Source organism: Thermococcus sp. GR5, assembly GCF_012027535.1.
In the GTDB taxonomy this organism is placed as follows: domain Archaea; phylum Methanobacteriota_B; class Thermococci; order Thermococcales; family Thermococcaceae; genus Thermococcus; species Thermococcus onnurineus.
The window spans coordinates 37,904-54,452 of record NZ_SNUN01000001.1; the positions used below are offsets into that span (position 1 = coordinate 37,904).

Sequence of the window (16,549 nt, forward strand, 5' to 3'; positions counted from 1 at the left end):
TGGAAAAAGTTTATTTATTCTGGCCGCTTAGAATGAACCTAGGGGTGTAAGATGATGAAGAAAGTTCTGGCTTTAATGATGATTGTTTTCATGTTGATTCCAGCCGTTAGTGCCGGAACGATAGATGGCTCTGTAAAGTTTCTTGGTGACTCGGCTGAATCTACAAAGCAGACGAGGGAAATAAGCCTGGCAGTCATGGCATTATCCGGGGCTACCAGCGACCTGGACGGGGGCATTGTCCCGGACATCTCAACCCTTTTGGAGACGCTTCTCTCATATCAGAACCCGGATGGGGGATGGGGTCTTTATCCAGGTGAGACAAGCAACGTCCTCGACACTGCATATGCCGTCATAGCGCTGGAGAGAGCGTATCCCCATCTGGATACAATGACCAAGACGAAGATAAGGCCAGCCCTCGAAAATGGAATTTCCTATCTCTTCTCTGCGAAGAGCGAGAACGGCTGGGGCTATATCCCGGGAACACCTGTTTCATGCTACCCGACGGTCGTGACTGTGTGGGCCCTCGGTGAGGCTGGCTACACCTACAACAGCCAGATTGTTCGCGATGCGATTAAATATCTTGAAAACGCCTCCTGTGAGATTCCCGGTTACGAAGCCCTCGCCCTTAAGCTCATCGCATATCACAGCACAGGATATCCCGTCGACAAAGAGACTATAGATGAAGTCAAGGACGTCCTCCTCAACGGCGAGATAACTATGAAAGAGAGGGCGATGCTCACATATGCCCTGGTTCTCCACACCCCAGTCGATTTTGACACCGCGAGGATACTCATAAAACTCGAATCTTACAGCAAAACATCCAACGACCTCGTTTATTGGATGAACACTCCGAATCTGTTCTCTTCCACCGAGCTCATAGCGACAACCTCCTTTGCCCTGATGGCGCTCTCCACGTCCTTTGAGATACTGCCTCCAAGCGAGGTTAAAAACCCATACGAGATGCCCTGCCAAGCCCTGAAGAACATGCAGAACCCCGATGGAGGATGGGGTCTGACTCTGAACTCACCCTCCGACGAGAAGGCTACCTACTACGCCCTTATGGCAATCAAGGAGTGCTATCCCGAGAAGGAGGCCATAGATAAGGCAGTGGCGTGGGCAAGGGAAGCATTCCAGAAGGATGCCCTCTGGATAGAGCAGGACGGCAGGATGTCCGTCGGCTACTACTACGCTCTCGAGATACTCCTCATGTACAACGATCTTACCGAGGAGGAAAAAGCTCAGGCAATAGAGCTCATACGCAACGCTCAGCTCGATTACGGCCTCTGGGGCAACACCGTCCTCGGGCCTCAGCCCTACGAGACCGCTCTGGCCGTTAAGGCCCTCCGCGATTTGGGCGTTCCTTCGGACGACCCGCTAATCCAGAAGGCTAAGGACTGGCTCCTGAGCATAACCAACGACGGTTGGGGAACCTACGTGACAACGAGGTACTTTGCCTACATGCTCAAGCCTGACGTCCTGACCACGCTCACAGTCCTTGAGGCCCTCGACGGAATAGCCACGCCCGAAGAACTTCAACCCCACATTGAGTGGCTCATAGAACAGAGGATTAATGGCGGCTGGCCCTACTGGAAGACCTACTACGTCTGGGAGAAGAACAAAGAATTCCCGGGAACCCCGAGCGTCGAGCTCACCGTCAGGGTCACCGACCTGCTCATCAAGTATGGTCACAACTACACCAATGAGACCCTCGACTTCGTGATGGAAGCCAGGGACAGCGGACTGATAGAGGACAAGACCCTAGAGACAGCGAGCGCTATACTCTACCTCTCGCGCTTCCAGTACATACCGCCCGTTAACCTCTACGACATCGAGAGGGCCCTTAACACCGACGTGTTCCAGATCATTGCACCCGGAATGGATCCGGAGAGCGTGAACGAGATAATAACCACGCTGAACGATCTCTTCAGCGGAGGCTTCATACCGGCCAACTCGACGGTCATCGGCGAGGAGAGCTACATAGTGATGGCAAACTTCGGCGACTACTGCATCAGAGACTACAACCCCTATATAAGGTTCTACATTGAGGATGGTACAGTTACTGTGGGCAACGTCACGGTTCCGACCGACAAAGCAGTGGTTCTCGTTCCCGGCAAGACTCCCAAGGGTGTCGTGTTCTTCATATTCTACGAACCAGAGAACGTGGAGATAGCGAAGGAGATATTCACCACGGGCTTCATCAGATACATCAGGGGAGAGGCAATGGTACTCCTCAGAGAGAATGGGAAGGTGCGCGTCATCGTAGTGGGGTGATTAAAAGGTGAGGGCTCTAATCATAGGGGTCGGCCAGTGCGGAACGAAGATAGCCGACCTCTTCGCCCTAGTTGATTTTGAGGCACTGGCGATAAACACCTCCAGGGGAGACCTAGATTACCTAAAACACATTCCTCACGAGAGAAGAATACTCATAGGAGAGGGCCTCACCGGTGGAAAGGGTGTCAACGCCAATCCACTACTTGGCAGAGAGGCAATGAAGCGCGATTTACCAATGGTAATGCGCAAGATAGGGTCGATAATCGGCTACGAAGACATAGACGTGTTCTTCTTAACTTTTGGCTTCGGCGGTGGAACTGGAGCCGGAGGAACACCAGTTCTGGCAGAGGCTCTAAAAGAGGAGTACCCCGATTCGCTCGTCGTGGCCATTGGAGCACTTCCACTCAGGGAGGAGGGCATAAGGCCGACCATAAACGCGGCCATAACTATAGACAAGCTCTCTAAGATCGCCGACTCCATCATAGCCATCGACAACAACAAGCTGAAAGAGAGCGGCGACGACATAACAAAGGCCTACGAGAGGATAAACTACACGATAGTCGAGCGCATAGCCTCCCTGCTGGCACTTGTCGACGTTCCCGGCGAGCAGACGCTTGACGCGAGCGATCTGAAGTTCGTTCTCAAGGCCTTTGGAAGCTTTGCCACCATTGGTTACGCGAAAGCTGACGCTAACAAGGTCAAGAGCCTCTCAAGGCTCATAATGAAGTCCTTCGAGAACGAGGGGCTTTATCTGGATGCAAACATAGAGTCAGCGCTCTACGGCCTCGTTGCAATTCATGGGCCGCCGGAGCTGCTCAAAGCTACGGAGATATTCGAGGCCCTCGATTACCTCACCAACAAGATACGAGGTAAGCAGATATTCCGCGGCTTCTATCCAGATCCGCGCGAGAGAGAGGTTGAAGTTGTAACCCTGCTGAGCGGCATCTACGAAAGCAAGAGCATCGAAGAGATAGTACTAACTGCCAAGCGCTACGCTCAGTCGTTCATGAAGGCCAAGAAAGAGGCTGAGGCTAAGAAGAAGAAGCTGCTAAGCGGTCTGCCTGACTTCGACGACATATATCCCGGTGATGGGGAATGACCGAGCCAATAAAGGACTCCGTCGAGGTCGCGCTGGAGCTCGACGAGAAGGAGGTTTACGCACACATAGCCCACGAAAGCGCCGAGGACATAATCAGGATAATCTCCTCCCTCGATGCTGAAAGGGCCAGGCTCCATGGAGAGATCATCTATTACAGGGACGACTGGGACGATTTAATCAGGGAAAGGATTGCAAAGGGAAAGCGTCACACCGCCTTTGACTTCTACAATCCGGCGCTTCTGGACATCTGGGAAGAGAAGGTAGAGGAAATCAAGGGGATAAAGAAAAAGGAAAAAGCAGCATACGCCGCCGTAGGAGGTGTCATTGCAGCCACGGCAGTGGCCTCCCTGCTGCTAAAACAGCCCTACTTAATTCTCGGCCTCGCGATGCTGCCAGTGATTCTCTTCATCAGGGACTACACGAAGGAGAAGCTCGACCTGATTTACTACGAGCTCACACAGTTCTTCATCGATGAGCTGACTGAACTTGTGGAGAAGCATTCCCTACCCCCCGAAAGGTACAAGTTCAAGATATTCAGCGGCGATTACTTCGGAGTTACAACCAGAAAAGCCGGAACGGGCCTTTTTGCAGTAATAAAAGCTGAAAAATCCGAGAGTAACCATTAAATAGATGTTCACACCATATCAATACTGAGGGGAGAATGTATGATGAAAAAAGCGAAGCGTGGCCAGGTTTCACTGGAGTTTATGCTCATATTCGGTATAATGCTTATACTGTTACTTTACTCTGTGAACAACGTTACTTTCCGGGAAGGCTCAACTTCAACCGAAACTCTCCGTATTCAGGTAAGTCTTGAGGAGAAGAACCTCGCCAACGCCATATCCAACACCATAAGCCAAGTTTATGCCCAGGGACCCGGTGCCAAATCCACCACCTACGTCAGGCTGACATACTTAAGGGATGCAGGCCTGCTCGAAAAGGCCCTGAACCTAGAGAGTCCGAGAATATTCATAACCTACGGCAACTACAGCAATGATGGCAACGGTACTTACGTCACAGTCACTGGCACGGGCTTTAACCTCGTTCTTAGTGGTGGAGATAAGAACATATTCTGGAGCAGGTCGATGTATCAGGCGGTGCTGTACGATAACCCGTCCATATGGTCCCCCCTGGGAAGCATCACTATTGGCGCGGACACTATTTACGGCCTGGAGATAGACCCCAATGACCTCCCTGCGACCCTAAAAATAGTCGTCGAGTGGAACCCCGACAATCCCAACAGCTGGATGTTTGATTCCACGAAGGGCGAACTTAGAATAAACATTAAAGCTGGTAGATGAATATGAAGAGGGGACAGATAAGCCTTGACTTCCTCTTTGCGGTTACTCTGATAACCTTAACAATGGTTAACCTAGTTTATATTGCCAGTAGCGAGACAACCCACGCCGAGACCTTTGATGCCGTTGCAAAGCTCAAAGCATTCTCGATAGACGTGAGAGACTCGGTTGTAAAAGTCTACGCTGTTGGGGACGGCTTCAGCGTGAAGAAAGAACTTCCCATGGACCTCGATTCAGGCGACAAAGTCACGATTACACTCGTACCATCCAACGATACCATCATGATAAGCGCCACGATAGCTGGCAGGAAGTACCTCGTCATTCAGAACAGTCCCGTGCCAATTTACCGGGAAAGCTCAGTGACCCTCACAGAGGCCGATAGAGAATTCCAGATAGCGGCAACGTACAACGAGATGGAGGGAAGGCTGTATGTCGATATCTCGTCGTAGGGCTCAAACCGCGATTGAGGCTCTCTTCATAATTGCCATAATCCTGGCCGGTGTTCTAATAATAGTACCCCCCTACCTGAATGAGAACAGAGATATCTCACTAGTAGTCTATGCAAGGAATTCTGCGTCCAACGCCTGTGCGTACCTGAACACAGGGGTTGTGATCAACGAAGCTGGATACACTCCATTGAACGTAATAATAAAGGCTGACAACTACACTTACCACACATTCCAACTCACATCCATTAGCATGAACGAGCTGGATAGCAAGATACAGGTCAATATCATCATAACATACTCGGGAAGCGCCGTCCCTGAAGCAACCCTAGAAACCAACATAAAGCAGTATATAGTCAATGACCTTGCCTCAAACACGAACGTTCGGCTGAGCGGGGGCAAGCTGTATTTTGGTGGAAAAGAAGTTGAGATAAACGTGGATGTGGTGAGAAAATGAGGCGAGGTCAGCTACTTTCCTTTGACGCGATGCTCTCATTGATCATAGTTATACTCATGCTGGGAATGATAACCAGCACATCCAGTGCACTAAAAGATGATATAACCATCATGCTGGGCTGGTACGAGAGGGCTAATATAGGAGACAACATGCTCGATATCATCGTAAAAAATCCCGGAGTTCCATCTGACTGGGAGAGCGATCCCTCAAACCTCGTCTATTTAGGCCTCGAGAGCAGCAGATATCCCAATACCATTGACTATCTAAAAATAGAGGCCTTAAACAAGGCTGTTAATGATAATGACCCAACGATTAGGAGTGCCCTTGCCAATTTGAGCATGGGTAAGGATTTCACGCTTGGATTTTACCTGACTAGGGTTGAGATTATCGGCAACGTAAGTGTTGTACCCCCCAATATTGAAGGTTCCGTAGAGATTCCCCAAGGAGGACACTTGTCAGTTACCCCTAGGACTGGATATGCATATGGGAAGGGTCTCTACGCTGAATGGATAAACCCCGAAAGAATTGATTACTATGGAGCTGGCAACATAGACTACATCATCAATATAAGTGCTGGAGAAAGTTTCAGTTTCAAAGTTGCAGAAGGTGCAAACGTGAGGGTTGACCTTATAGGACCAAACAATCTTGGAGGCCCTGTTAACTACCAGATATCTCCAGGCTCTGTTGTCCATATAGACGTCGACACCGGTTATGTACTCATAGGATGGAATTACCTCGGAAATGGCATTTATGAGCTTTGGATCCCATATCACAGAAATAGAGAACAAATCTGGACAACATGGACAGGAACAATATGGTGGGGGCAGAAAGGGGAAGTCTCCTCAACAAATCTTACGATAAGGTACGTCTACGCCACTAAGGTCGTTGACGCTGACTATAACATGACGATGATAAACGGCACCTTTGTGGAAGATTCCAGCATAATCCGGGCCTCAATGGACCGTTCTCCGTGGATAACCTACACCGAGAGAAGGGTCCCGATGACCAAGATGATATACAACAGAAGCTACACAGTGACACCGAATGATCTTCCAAAAGAGCTTTATGTTGGAAGTATTTACACTTCAATTCCGGACTATATGGCCCTTAAGGTAGGGTTCAACGATACAGGCTACATTGTCATGGTAGCATGGATGAGGGGAACTAACATCTCGGGTTATTCTGTCTTGGCTGCCTACAAAGCCTCTGTCGATTCAAACATACAGCTCATTATCAATCAGACCATCAATGGGAAGACATACGTTAAGTCCTACACCTCCGGAAGTCCGGATTACGTGATAGTCCAGTGGAAGGAGTTCCTTACCCAGATAAAACAGGGCGAGAGCCTAGACATCCACGTTTGGGTATACGAGATGAGAGACATTGACCAAGTTGAGATAACGGACCTAAATGGAATCAAGACAATAATGAAGCCCCAGGCGAGCCTCGCTGTGTTAAAGCTGTGGGTGTGGGATGACTCATGAAGAGACGGGGCTTTGTATTCACACTCGACGCCATACTTGCGCTCCTACTCGTAACAATGTTTGTGGTTAGCATAAGCCAGATTAACCCAAACGCCCAAGTTTACTCGACATACATGCGTTCCCAGTCCAAATATGTGGCGGAAGATACCCTAACCATGTTCAGAACCCTTCCCCTTAGGGAGCTCGTTCCTCCAGAAAAGCTCGAAGAGTGGATAAGCGATGGAACTCTCAACACAACGCTTGTGACTCCAGATATGTCCCCGATTGACATTGTGGCAACGTACTGGGCAATCGCCCCGGTTTTCCCAGAGGCAAACCTTAGGCATAAAGCGGAGGTAATAATGGGCTACGTCCTCAACAATACCTTAACGGACTACAACTATGAACTCATGATAAACAACTACACAAGCTCATATCTAAGAAAAACTGGAGCCAACTATTCAACGGCCTCAGACGTGACCCCTGCCACGCTCATAATAAGCGGCTACGCCTACAACCAGACCCCAAGGGGATACATGGCGAGGGCGTTTCTGACCAAGGCGGAGTACACTAGGAGCGACCTCTTCGGCTGGTTCAGAGTTCTTGCCGCAGCTGAGTCGAGCGACGGTGAAAGCAACACCCTGGTCGTCACCAGGAAGATAAACATTCCGGCGGTCGATGCCGATTCCATATACGAGGCCGACGGCAACTTCATACACAGGCTCTACGAGAAGGAGGACGTGTATATAAACGACCAGAAGGTGACGCTGACCTCTTCAGAGCCCAACGCCCCCAACCTGGAGAGATACCTCGTCCCGGGGGACAACGAGGTAAAGATGGTCTTCCGGGATTACAAGGCCCAAGACGGCTACGCGGGAGAGATAGGAATAGGTAGCGGTACCACAATCTACGTGAACTACAAGTCCAACTCCCTCAACGTCGATGATCCCGGCCTGGTAAAGGTTTACAACATAACCTCCAGCTACACAGGCTTCATGTACCTCCTGGAGAACTTTGTACCGGGCAACATAACCTCGATAGACATGAAGTTCAAGGTCGAGGGAGCACAGGTCGTCAGGCTTTACTACGGTCTCGGCGGAAACCTATATCTCCTCGCGGAAAAGAGGGTGGATCCAAATTCAATTGAGACAGTGGAGTTCACGAACAGCGAGATAGAGAGCGCCCTCGATGACCTTGGAATAACCTACGAGAACCTCTCAAAGATGGTCTTCGATTTCGTCCTAGCTGTGGATGCCAAGTACAACGATGATACGCAGCACTTCTACTACGGTGGGGCCAGCTCGGATTCGTACCCGTGCAGTGACTGCGGAGGAGTTAGGGAGAGGGTTCTCTACGGCTACCCCGATTCCTACGTCAAGATAAACTACCTGTCAAAGGTGGTCACCTCAAGGTACAGCATACCCCTGTCCATCTACGTGGACTACGACGACCCCGCCTACAGCGGTTACACAGGATACCACTGCAGTATCGGCACTTATAAGAGCATGAGCATCTCCTACACGCTCCCCTCAAAGGCCACCCCCTGGTATGCCGACCTTTGGGTGGGGTACTGCTTTAGCGACTCCACCACTCAGACGCTGGAGGAGAACGGGGAAGAGTTCTACTCGGGTCCCAACGGAAGATACGCCATAAGGATAGCCTATACCAAGATGTTTGACTGGATGATGAAGGAAGGGGACAACACATTCACAGCCACCCTCTCCGTTGGAGTGGACGACGGCGGGACCTCATACAGGTACCAGGCAACGAGGGGAATAATCAAGTACTTCATCGAGGGATACGCTGGCTACGGCGAGGTGTTCCCCAAGGCCCTTCAGGGATACCCCAACTACCAGGGCTACCGTCTCCAGTACTACTATGGACCCAGTAGCGAGCCCAGGACAATTCTCATAGGAGACCCGCCCTACAAGGACATCTCCATTGACGAACTTGATCCCACCAGATACGCGGTGGACGACGCGATACTCAGGCTGTTCGAGAAGCTGAACTTCGAGGACGACCGGAATCCTGGAGAGTGGAAGAGCGAACCCTTTGACGGCTCTAGCACCAACCCGATAGACGTGGACCTGCCGGAGAGCGTCAGGATCGACTTCGTCTCAATGGGAAACATACCTGGACTCTTTGAACCGATAACGATAACCCTTCGCGTCTGGAGGGAAGGCTGATGAGAAAGAGAGCCTACATCATAAACTCTACTGTTATACTTCTCATCATACCCCTGATGCTCCTTCTCGCCACCTACGAGGACGTCTCCTCCCAGATAATCTTCGCCCAGAGCGAGAGAATGCAGGTTGAGAGAACGTACAGGGTTGTATCGTACGTCGAGTTGGACCTCCAGAGGGCCCTGGAGATATCAGGAAAGAGGGCCTTGGTCACGGTTGTTGATTATATAGCCAGCACCGGGGATTTCCTCGATCCCCAGGACAGCCCCGCCAACGTCACCATTCGTGACCTGGTGCTCTTTAAAGAAGCCAGCGGAATCTCCCAGAGCTACGTGGATAAGATAATGAAGGATCAGACGCTCAAGAAGTGGCTGATAAACGTCTCCACCGAACTGAAAAAGCAGGGCTACACGATGGAGATAAGCAACACCCCCCTGACGGACCTCCAGACGATGAGCGACCGCGAGCTGAGGGACTTCCTCATCAACAACGTGGACATAACTGTCGCCCCCCTCGACTCCTTCAGGATCGTCATAAGGACCAGGCTGAAGAACGTCAAGATATACGACACGGCCAACAATGTCGTCTACGAGGGGTCCATTCCAAGGCAGGGATACGTCTATTCAATAATCTCCATACAGGATCTCGAGGATCCGATGTTCTCGGCACTTACGAACGGAAGGTACTTCCGCTCCATTCAGCCCTGCAACTACACCTATCCCGAGCTCATAGACAGGCCCGTGAAGGTTCTCTACGGCAACGGCAACAGCGACAGGGACCACGTGGCCGGGATATACAAGAGCTCCCCTGATCTGGATTACATCTTCTTCGGCTCAACCTACCCCAACGCAGACGCCCACGCGTACGTTTTGAAGTCCGGAAGCCCCCCCGATGACACCCCATTCCTGAACGGAACGGTATTCCAGCCCGGGGGAGACCTGGTAGACCCAACCAGCGTGATAAAGAACGACGACTTCGGCGTTCTGGTTTTCGGTGACACGAGCTCCAGCAACTGGTGCGATGCCTCGTACAGGTGGAGGGTGAACATCACCATACCCCAGACACCCTGGGGAAGCCTCGTCCTGCTGAAGGTACCGACCTCAATGTTTCCAGGGATATACTCCACCGAGGACAATGCGTCCCTAGTTATATACAGCGGTGACGGAAGCTGCAACCAGGTGGACTTCTGGATAGAGTACTGGGGAAGCACCTACGCCTGGATATGGATAAAGTCCACAGGAACATCATACTCGATATACTTCACGGACGATCCCAACAAAGCAACCAGCGGCTACAACGCGGGCCAGATGTTCTGGCTGATAGACACGTTCGACGGGAGCGCTGGCTCATCACCAAACCCGGGCCTTTGGGAGAATCCCGGCGGGGCGTACCTGGACGGAAACGGCAACCTCGTCGTGCCTGCCGGAGTGGAGAAGCTCGTCCTACAGACCCTGGACGCGCTCACCGGAAACTTCTTCGTGAGGTTCAGAATGGCCCCCGAGAGGGCCGTAAGGGACTTCGACGCAGGGGTTCAGGTGGCGTCCTCGACGGATTCCCGTGAAGGCTACCTCCAGGTTACCGTAAACTATCCGTCAAATGTTCAGGATGTCCAGATACCTGTTTACTTGGACTCGACCACCGCCCAGATGATACTCCACAACGACCTGAGCCAGGCTCAGATAGAAGTGTATTCCGATCCCCAGATGACGTCTCCACTCCCATTCTGGATAGAGTACTGGAACGACAACGGCGCCCTCATCTGGATACGGGGAGACCTGCCTGGGACGTTCTACATCAAGTACAACACGGGAACCTACCGTAGGGGAGACGGCGATGCCGTGTTCCCGTTCTTCGACGACTTTAACGAGACTCTCTCCAAGTGGACCATCGACCCCTATGACCAGGGTGCGAAGGCCAGCATAGACACCACCGGAAACGGAACGGTCACGATAGATGGAGGAAATTCTGTATTCGCTATGAGAAACAAACAGCCCCTAAACATCAGGTACGATTTTGGGGTTAGGTTCAGAATGAAGCCCAATTTCCAGAAAAATAAGGACTGGGACGCTGGAATTGGACTGTGGGACGGCTGGATCAGATACGTCGGTGAGGACTGGGACGGGGAGTATTACATAGCAGAGCAGCTCTTTACGGACGATATACCCCAGGACGATCCCATGGCTATTCACTGGGCCGAGTGGGGCTATGATGGTACGTGGTGGATAGAAAGCTGGTGGTACGACAACGACGACCTTGACAGCGGTCAGGTCTCAAACAGGGACTACGAGTACCATACTTACGAGGTCAGGGAAGTCTACAACACCAGCGCGAGCTTCACAGACTTTACCAGAGGCATCACCAACAACTACGGTGAAACCTACAAGACCCTGTACTCCTACTTAAACTACATATTCCTCGTCATAGACAGCGAAAACAAAAACAGGGGGGCAACCTACGACTGGATATTCGTGAGGAAGCTTATAGACGACGATGAGCTCTCGTACGATATAACCAACCACCCGATAACCTACGACCTCCAATTCATAGACGACACGAGCGCCACCAACGAGGACCACGGCGGCGACTTCCTGGGAATCCTCCAGAACTGGGGAGACAGTGTGGTATCTACCCCAATCGCTCCGGTCTACAGCTCGTACGTTTATCGCTACGAGGTGAACTTTACCCCCTCCAACGGAAACGTTGAGCTGTCCTTTGCACGCATATCCTCCACCGATTCCATTGACCGCGTCGGAACCTCCGTGTCGGGCTATCCCACCGATAACATAAAGATTGGAATTGTCATAGACAATCAGAACAACAATGCGTACTTCGATTGGATAATCATAGGTCTGGGGAGCTACCAATCCGTCAAACCAGCCCAGATAATCAGCTCGAGCGTTGAAACGGCCCCCGAAACCACCGCCACATACACTGCCAGGGCCTACAATCTCCAGCCCTTCCTGGAGTGCGTGATGGACATGAGGTACTTCGGAACCTACTCCGGCTGGTCCTTTTTTGAGAGGCTGGAGAACAGCGACGACAACCACGCCAGCTACTTCAGGCTCGCGATGGAGATGCAGGACGAGCTCGGGATAAAGTACGGTGACGAGTACTACCCAATAGGCCTCGTCAGCTTCATGGTCCCCTACAGAACCTACGATGAAAAGCTGTACAATCTCTTCGCCAACCTCCAGAAGAACCCGGAAGAAGGTGTTTCCAGCGTGGATTACAATTTCCTCAACTACTACTTCAACGGGGGAACCTCAATAACAGGGCAGGGGTACCGCATATGGGGTATCTCTTACGCCTACCCTGACGACATGAACACGGTGCTCGGTAATCCCCTGGAAGTTCCGTTCTTCATGGACTACGAAACAGCCACTGCTATCTTCGGAGCTGAAGGAGCGAACGACCTACTAAAGAGGTGAAATTATGTCGTTGGAAGATTTCCTTTATAATATAGGTGAAGCGGTGGACTCCGGAATTCACAAACTAATTGAGTTTATCAACCCCTCTCCATCAGAAGAGCCACCCACTTTCAGATACCTCACACGGCTGATAAAGAAGGATTTAACAACCCACGAGTTCCTCAGCCTTAAGCTCCAAATTGCATTCTTAATATATCTCCTAACAAACCTCGCAGTCCTGTTCCTAAAGCTTAATCCCCTCTGGCTCGCTGTGATAGCCCTGATATACTTCCTCTACCTTCGCTACCTGCTCACAAGAAACAGGGAATTCTTTATAGAACCAGAGCCGTACAGATTCTTCTACTACTTCATTTCCCTGATATCCTTTGGTGCGTTCCTTGGCTACTCCTTCATCAGGAGAATCGCCACAAGCATCTACTATTACTACGGCTACCTTGTGCTGGTGTTCATAGCAGTCATGGCATTCAGATGGTATTTCAAGACTAAATACGGACGTGACTGGACCTACGGCGTTGTAGAGGAAATCCGTGGGGACATTGTGAAGGTATTCGTCCATGATGACATTTCCGCCAACGTCAAGCCAGGCCGCTACTGGGTCGATGCCGTCGATGATTTAGAGGTCGGGAGGGTCGTGAAGCTAATCGTGGAAGACAGACGGCTGAGAGGCGCGGTGCCGACTAAGATCATAGAGGTCTATCTGTCCTCCCAGACCTCAACGGAGCCGAAAGAAGAAAGTGAATGAAGGATTAACAGGTAAATCGAGTGACAGGGCTCAACCAGGTTGGTTTTGGCAAACCCGAACCCTTCTCTTTTTATCTGTAGGGGCTCAACATGAAGACACCCTGAGACCACAAGTACAGACTCCCCCATCTCCACGAATTCGTATCCAAGGCCATCGCAGATTCCCTCGATGAACCGCTTGAAGTCATCCCACCGCTCGATTCGAGTGCGATAGTATACCGTGTGTCCCAAGATATCACCACAAAGAGTAAGAAGTAAAACTTTAAAAAGTTTTTGATTTTGCAATGTACTATCGTAATTGGGGAAACGCTTTAAGACAAAGAAGGAGAATAGCTGGGGGATGATGACTAAACCCGTTGCCGATAAAAAGATGAGGAGAGGATCGACTAGCTGATTAGAGCTCTCCGCAGAGCTGAGCAAAGTTGCGGTAAACGTCGCTCCCCATCTCGGTGTGGGCGACCTCTGGATGGAACTGAACGCCGTAGATTGGCAATTCCTCGTGCTTCATAGCCTCGATCGGACAGGTCTCGCTCTTTGCCAGAAGTTTGAAACCGGGCGGGAGCTCTTTCACCTCATCCATATGGCTTTCCCAGACTTTGAGTCTCTTGGGAAGTCCCCTGAATATGTCGTTCTCCTCGAGTATCTCAATCTCTACGAGGCTGTACTCGGCCTTCTCGCCTCTGCCGACTTTACCGCCGAAGTACTTCGCTATGAGCTGGTGGCCGAGGCAGATACCGAGGATAGGCACGTTGAACTCGTCGTAGTGATCGAGTATAGCACTGCAGTTGCCGGTCTTCTCGATGTCCGGGCCGCCGGAGAAGATTATACCCTTCGGCTTCATTGCCTTTATCTCCTCGAGAGGCGTTGTGTTTGGGATTATCTTCGCCTCAACGCCGAGGTAGCGAAGAGTGCGCCAGATCCTGTGGACGTACTGGCCGCCGTTATCCATTATGATTATCATTCATTTCACCTCATTCGAACTCTATCGTCGCCGGCGGCTTGTTAGTGATGTCATACAGCACCCTGCCAACCTCTGGAATCTCGCTTGTTATCCTGAAGGCTATCCTCTGCAAAACCTCAAAGGGAACGTTCATGGCGTTGGCGGTCATGCCGTCGAGGCTTTCAACAACGCGAATAGCTATCGTTTCCTTGTAGGCCCTTATGTCACCCTGAACGCCGACAGTCTTGACGCCAAGGAGAACCGCAAAGGCCTGCCACGGTCTCAGTCCAGCTTTAGCTATCTCTTCCTCCACGATGGCGTTGGCCTCCCTGACGATGGCGACCTTTTCGGGGGTAACCTCCCCAAGAATCCTGACGGCCAGCCCCGGGCCCGGGAAGGGCATCCTGTTGTATATCTTCTCCGGAAGGCCAAGCTCCTTTGCCAGTTCCCTGACTTCATCCTTGTAGAGGTCCCTCAACGGCTCGATGAGCTTGAGGTTCAGCCTCTCCGGCAGTCCTCCGACGTTATGGTGGCTTTTGATTTTGCCCTGGCTCTCTATCCAGTCAGGGGCTATAGTCCCCTGAATCAGGAACTCTGCGTCGATTTCCCTCGCAACCTCCTCGAACACCTCTATGAAGACCCTGCCTATTATTTTCCTCTTCTCCTCGGGGTCGGTTACGCCCTTGAGAGCCTCGAAGAATCTCTCCTGAGCGTCAACGTAGTGAAGGTTCATACCGAGCTCGTCCCTGAAGGTCCTCACCACGAACTCCGGCTCGCCCTTCCTTAGGAAGCCAGTGTTCACGAAGACCGCATGAAGTTTATCCCCGATGGCCCTGTGTGCCAGAACCGCGGCAGTAGAGCTGTCAACACCGCCGCTGAGCGCTATGATGGCCTTCCCATCTCCAACCGTTTCCCTTATCTCATTAACCTTCTCATCAATGAAGCTCTCCCACATGAGCACCACCTTTTGCTCTGCATAATACCGTCAATTTATAAATCTATTCACACAATGTTTTCCAAATTTGTGTCAATATTTCATTGAGCCGGTTTTCGTCTAGAGCTTGCCTTATCTCTATCAACATCTCTCGTCCGGTGCTGATATGTCCCTTGTATCTTGCCCGCTGTAAGTGAGTCGCAAAATAGTCGTGGAGAGCTCTAGGATAAGGCTTTAATTCCTCCACCCAACTTTTCTTGGTGAACCTGATGGAAATGACCATTAAAAGAAAGGCCTTCCTTGAGGAGCTGTCCAAGATCGTGGAAGACGTCGTTAGGGAATATGGCCCAAAACTGAAGAAGATAGAAATAACTGAAGACGAGAAGGGCTGCTACACAGTTTTCATAACCTACGAGTCTAACTTTAGGCCCACCCAATAAGACACCCGTAGAGCCCCTTATGGGCGTTTATTAGGTCATCTTTATCGAAGTGGAACACCAGGAAGGTCAGAAAAGCCATTGAGGTTGATAGTCTGAATTATCTAAGCGTCGAGGGGCTGAAAAGGCTGTGAGAAAGAAGGAGCTCTGCACTCCCTGTCTCACCGGCGAGTATCAAGAGTGGGCCTTCCGCTTCTGAGCTTCCTTATTCTGAGTATATGAAAATTTATAAAGTCAGAGAGCCTTCCTGAGGAAGTACTCATGCAGCCTCGCGTCGTCGGTTAACTCAGGATGGAACGCTAAGCCAATGATGTTCCCCTGCTCTACGCCAACGACCTCATCGCCGTGCCAGGCTATGGGCTTGACCTTATCATTCAGAAGCTCGACTATCTTTGGAGCACGAATAAAGACACCCGGGAACGGTTCATCACTGAAGGACAGCTTTAACGGGGCTTCGAAACTGTCCACCTGCCTGCCGTAGGCGTTTCTGTTAACCCTGACGTCGAGGAGCTCCAGAAAGCGCTGTCCCTCAACGGCTCCCTCGACCTCCTTTGCGAGAAGGATTAAACCGGCACAGGTGCCCATTATTGGAAGCCCCTCCTCACCGAGCTTCTTAACCGGCTCAAAGAGACCATTCTTCTGCATCAGCCGAGATATGGTCGTGCTCTCTCCGCCTGGCAGGATTATTGCATCAATAGCATTCAATTGCTCGGGCCTCCTCAGCCAGAATGCCTCCCCCTCGACGCCGAGCCTCTCGAAGGCCCTCTTCACCGCCTCGATGTGCTCACTAACTGCCCCCTGAACACCAATAACTCCGACTCTGAGCACTTTCTCACCCCCATAAATATAGAA

General features: G+C 51.1%; 14 protein-coding genes. 11 read left to right on the plus strand and 3 right to left on the minus strand.

Features of this window, described 5'->3' with window-relative positions; genetic code table 11:
* Positions 1 to 54 precede the first annotated feature (54 nt).
* Genes E3E33_RS00260 through E3E33_RS00305 form a run of 10 tightly spaced genes read left to right on the plus strand, consistent with a single transcriptional unit; the run spans position 55 to position 13,387 of the window.
* Positions 55 to 2,271: a terpene cyclase/mutase family protein gene (locus tag E3E33_RS00260; protein ID WP_240911976.1), complete on the plus strand. Its 2,217-nt coding sequence runs from the start codon at positions 55 to 57 to the stop codon at positions 2,269 to 2,271.
* A 7-nt stretch (positions 2,272 to 2,278) separates the two neighbouring features.
* Positions 2,279 to 3,370, plus strand: coding sequence for a cell division protein FtsZ (locus E3E33_RS00265; RefSeq protein ID WP_012572866.1), 1,092 nt, complete (start codon positions 2,279 to 2,281; stop codon positions 3,368 to 3,370).
* The gene (locus E3E33_RS00270) at positions 3,367 to 3,996 is read left to right on the plus strand and encodes a hypothetical protein (RefSeq protein WP_012572865.1); all 630 of its coding nucleotides are present in this window, start codon (positions 3,367 to 3,369) and stop codon (positions 3,994 to 3,996) included. The genes E3E33_RS00265 and E3E33_RS00270 overlap by 4 nt, the downstream gene beginning before the upstream one ends.
* 39 nt (positions 3,997 to 4,035) lie before the next feature.
* Positions 4,036 to 4,671: a class III signal peptide-containing protein gene (locus E3E33_RS00275; protein WP_167711631.1), complete on the plus strand. Its 636-nt coding sequence runs from the start codon at positions 4,036 to 4,038 to the stop codon at positions 4,669 to 4,671.
* Positions 4,668 to 5,117 (plus strand): hypothetical protein, encoded by a 450-nt coding sequence (locus E3E33_RS00280; RefSeq protein ID WP_240911977.1) that lies wholly within the window; start codon positions 4,668 to 4,670, stop codon positions 5,115 to 5,117. Before E3E33_RS00275 ends, E3E33_RS00280 begins: the two co-directional genes overlap by 4 nt.
* On the plus strand, positions 5,098 to 5,571 hold the full coding sequence (locus E3E33_RS00285) for a hypothetical protein (RefSeq protein ID WP_167711632.1): 474 nt from the start codon (positions 5,098 to 5,100) through the stop codon (positions 5,569 to 5,571). The genes E3E33_RS00280 and E3E33_RS00285 overlap by 20 nt, the downstream gene beginning before the upstream one ends.
* Positions 5,568 to 7,055, plus strand: a complete 1,488-nt coding sequence (locus E3E33_RS00290; RefSeq protein ID WP_167711633.1) for a hypothetical protein — start codon at positions 5,568 to 5,570, stop codon at positions 7,053 to 7,055. The genes E3E33_RS00285 and E3E33_RS00290 overlap by 4 nt, the downstream gene beginning before the upstream one ends.
* Positions 7,052 to 9,220 carry a TPM domain-containing protein gene (locus E3E33_RS00295; RefSeq protein ID WP_167711634.1) on the plus strand — a complete coding sequence of 723 codons (2,169 nt, stop codon included), beginning with the start codon at positions 7,052 to 7,054 and terminating at the stop codon, positions 9,218 to 9,220. Before E3E33_RS00290 ends, E3E33_RS00295 begins: the two co-directional genes overlap by 4 nt.
* Positions 9,220 to 12,645, plus strand: a complete 3,426-nt coding sequence (locus E3E33_RS00300) for a DUF2341 domain-containing protein (protein WP_167711635.1) — start codon at positions 9,220 to 9,222, stop codon at positions 12,643 to 12,645. The genes E3E33_RS00295 and E3E33_RS00300 overlap by 1 nt, the downstream gene beginning before the upstream one ends.
* 4 nt (positions 12,646 to 12,649) lie before the next feature.
* The gene (locus E3E33_RS00305; RefSeq protein ID WP_167711636.1) at positions 12,650 to 13,387 is read left to right on the plus strand and encodes a DUF2101 family protein; all 738 of its coding nucleotides are present in this window, start codon (positions 12,650 to 12,652) and stop codon (positions 13,385 to 13,387) included.
* Between the two features lie 393 nt (positions 13,388 to 13,780).
* Here E3E33_RS00305 and E3E33_RS00310 read toward each other — a convergent pair whose 3' ends face one another.
* Positions 13,781 to 14,347 carry a GMP synthase subunit A gene (locus E3E33_RS00310; protein ID WP_012572857.1) on the minus strand — a complete coding sequence of 189 codons (567 nt, stop codon included), beginning with the start codon at positions 14,345 to 14,347 and terminating at the stop codon, positions 13,781 to 13,783.
* 10 nt (positions 14,348 to 14,357) lie between these two features.
* The gene (guaA, locus tag E3E33_RS00315; protein WP_167711660.1) at positions 14,358 to 15,281 is read right to left on the minus strand and encodes a glutamine-hydrolyzing GMP synthase; all 924 of its coding nucleotides are present in this window, start codon (positions 15,279 to 15,281) and stop codon (positions 14,358 to 14,360) included.
* Between the two features lie 239 nt (positions 15,282 to 15,520).
* Here guaA and E3E33_RS00320 point away from each other — a divergent pair, with 239 nt between their 5' ends.
* Entirely contained in the window at positions 15,521 to 15,700 is a 180-nt protein-coding gene (locus E3E33_RS00320; protein ID WP_167711627.1) for a hypothetical protein, read from the plus strand.
* Between the two features lie 231 nt (positions 15,701 to 15,931).
* Here E3E33_RS00320 and pdxT read toward each other — a convergent pair whose 3' ends face one another.
* Positions 15,932 to 16,525 (minus strand): pyridoxal 5'-phosphate synthase glutaminase subunit PdxT, encoded by a 594-nt coding sequence (gene pdxT, locus E3E33_RS00325; RefSeq protein WP_012572854.1) that lies wholly within the window; start codon positions 16,523 to 16,525, stop codon positions 15,932 to 15,934.
* Between the last annotated feature and the right edge of the window lie 24 nt (positions 16,526 to 16,549).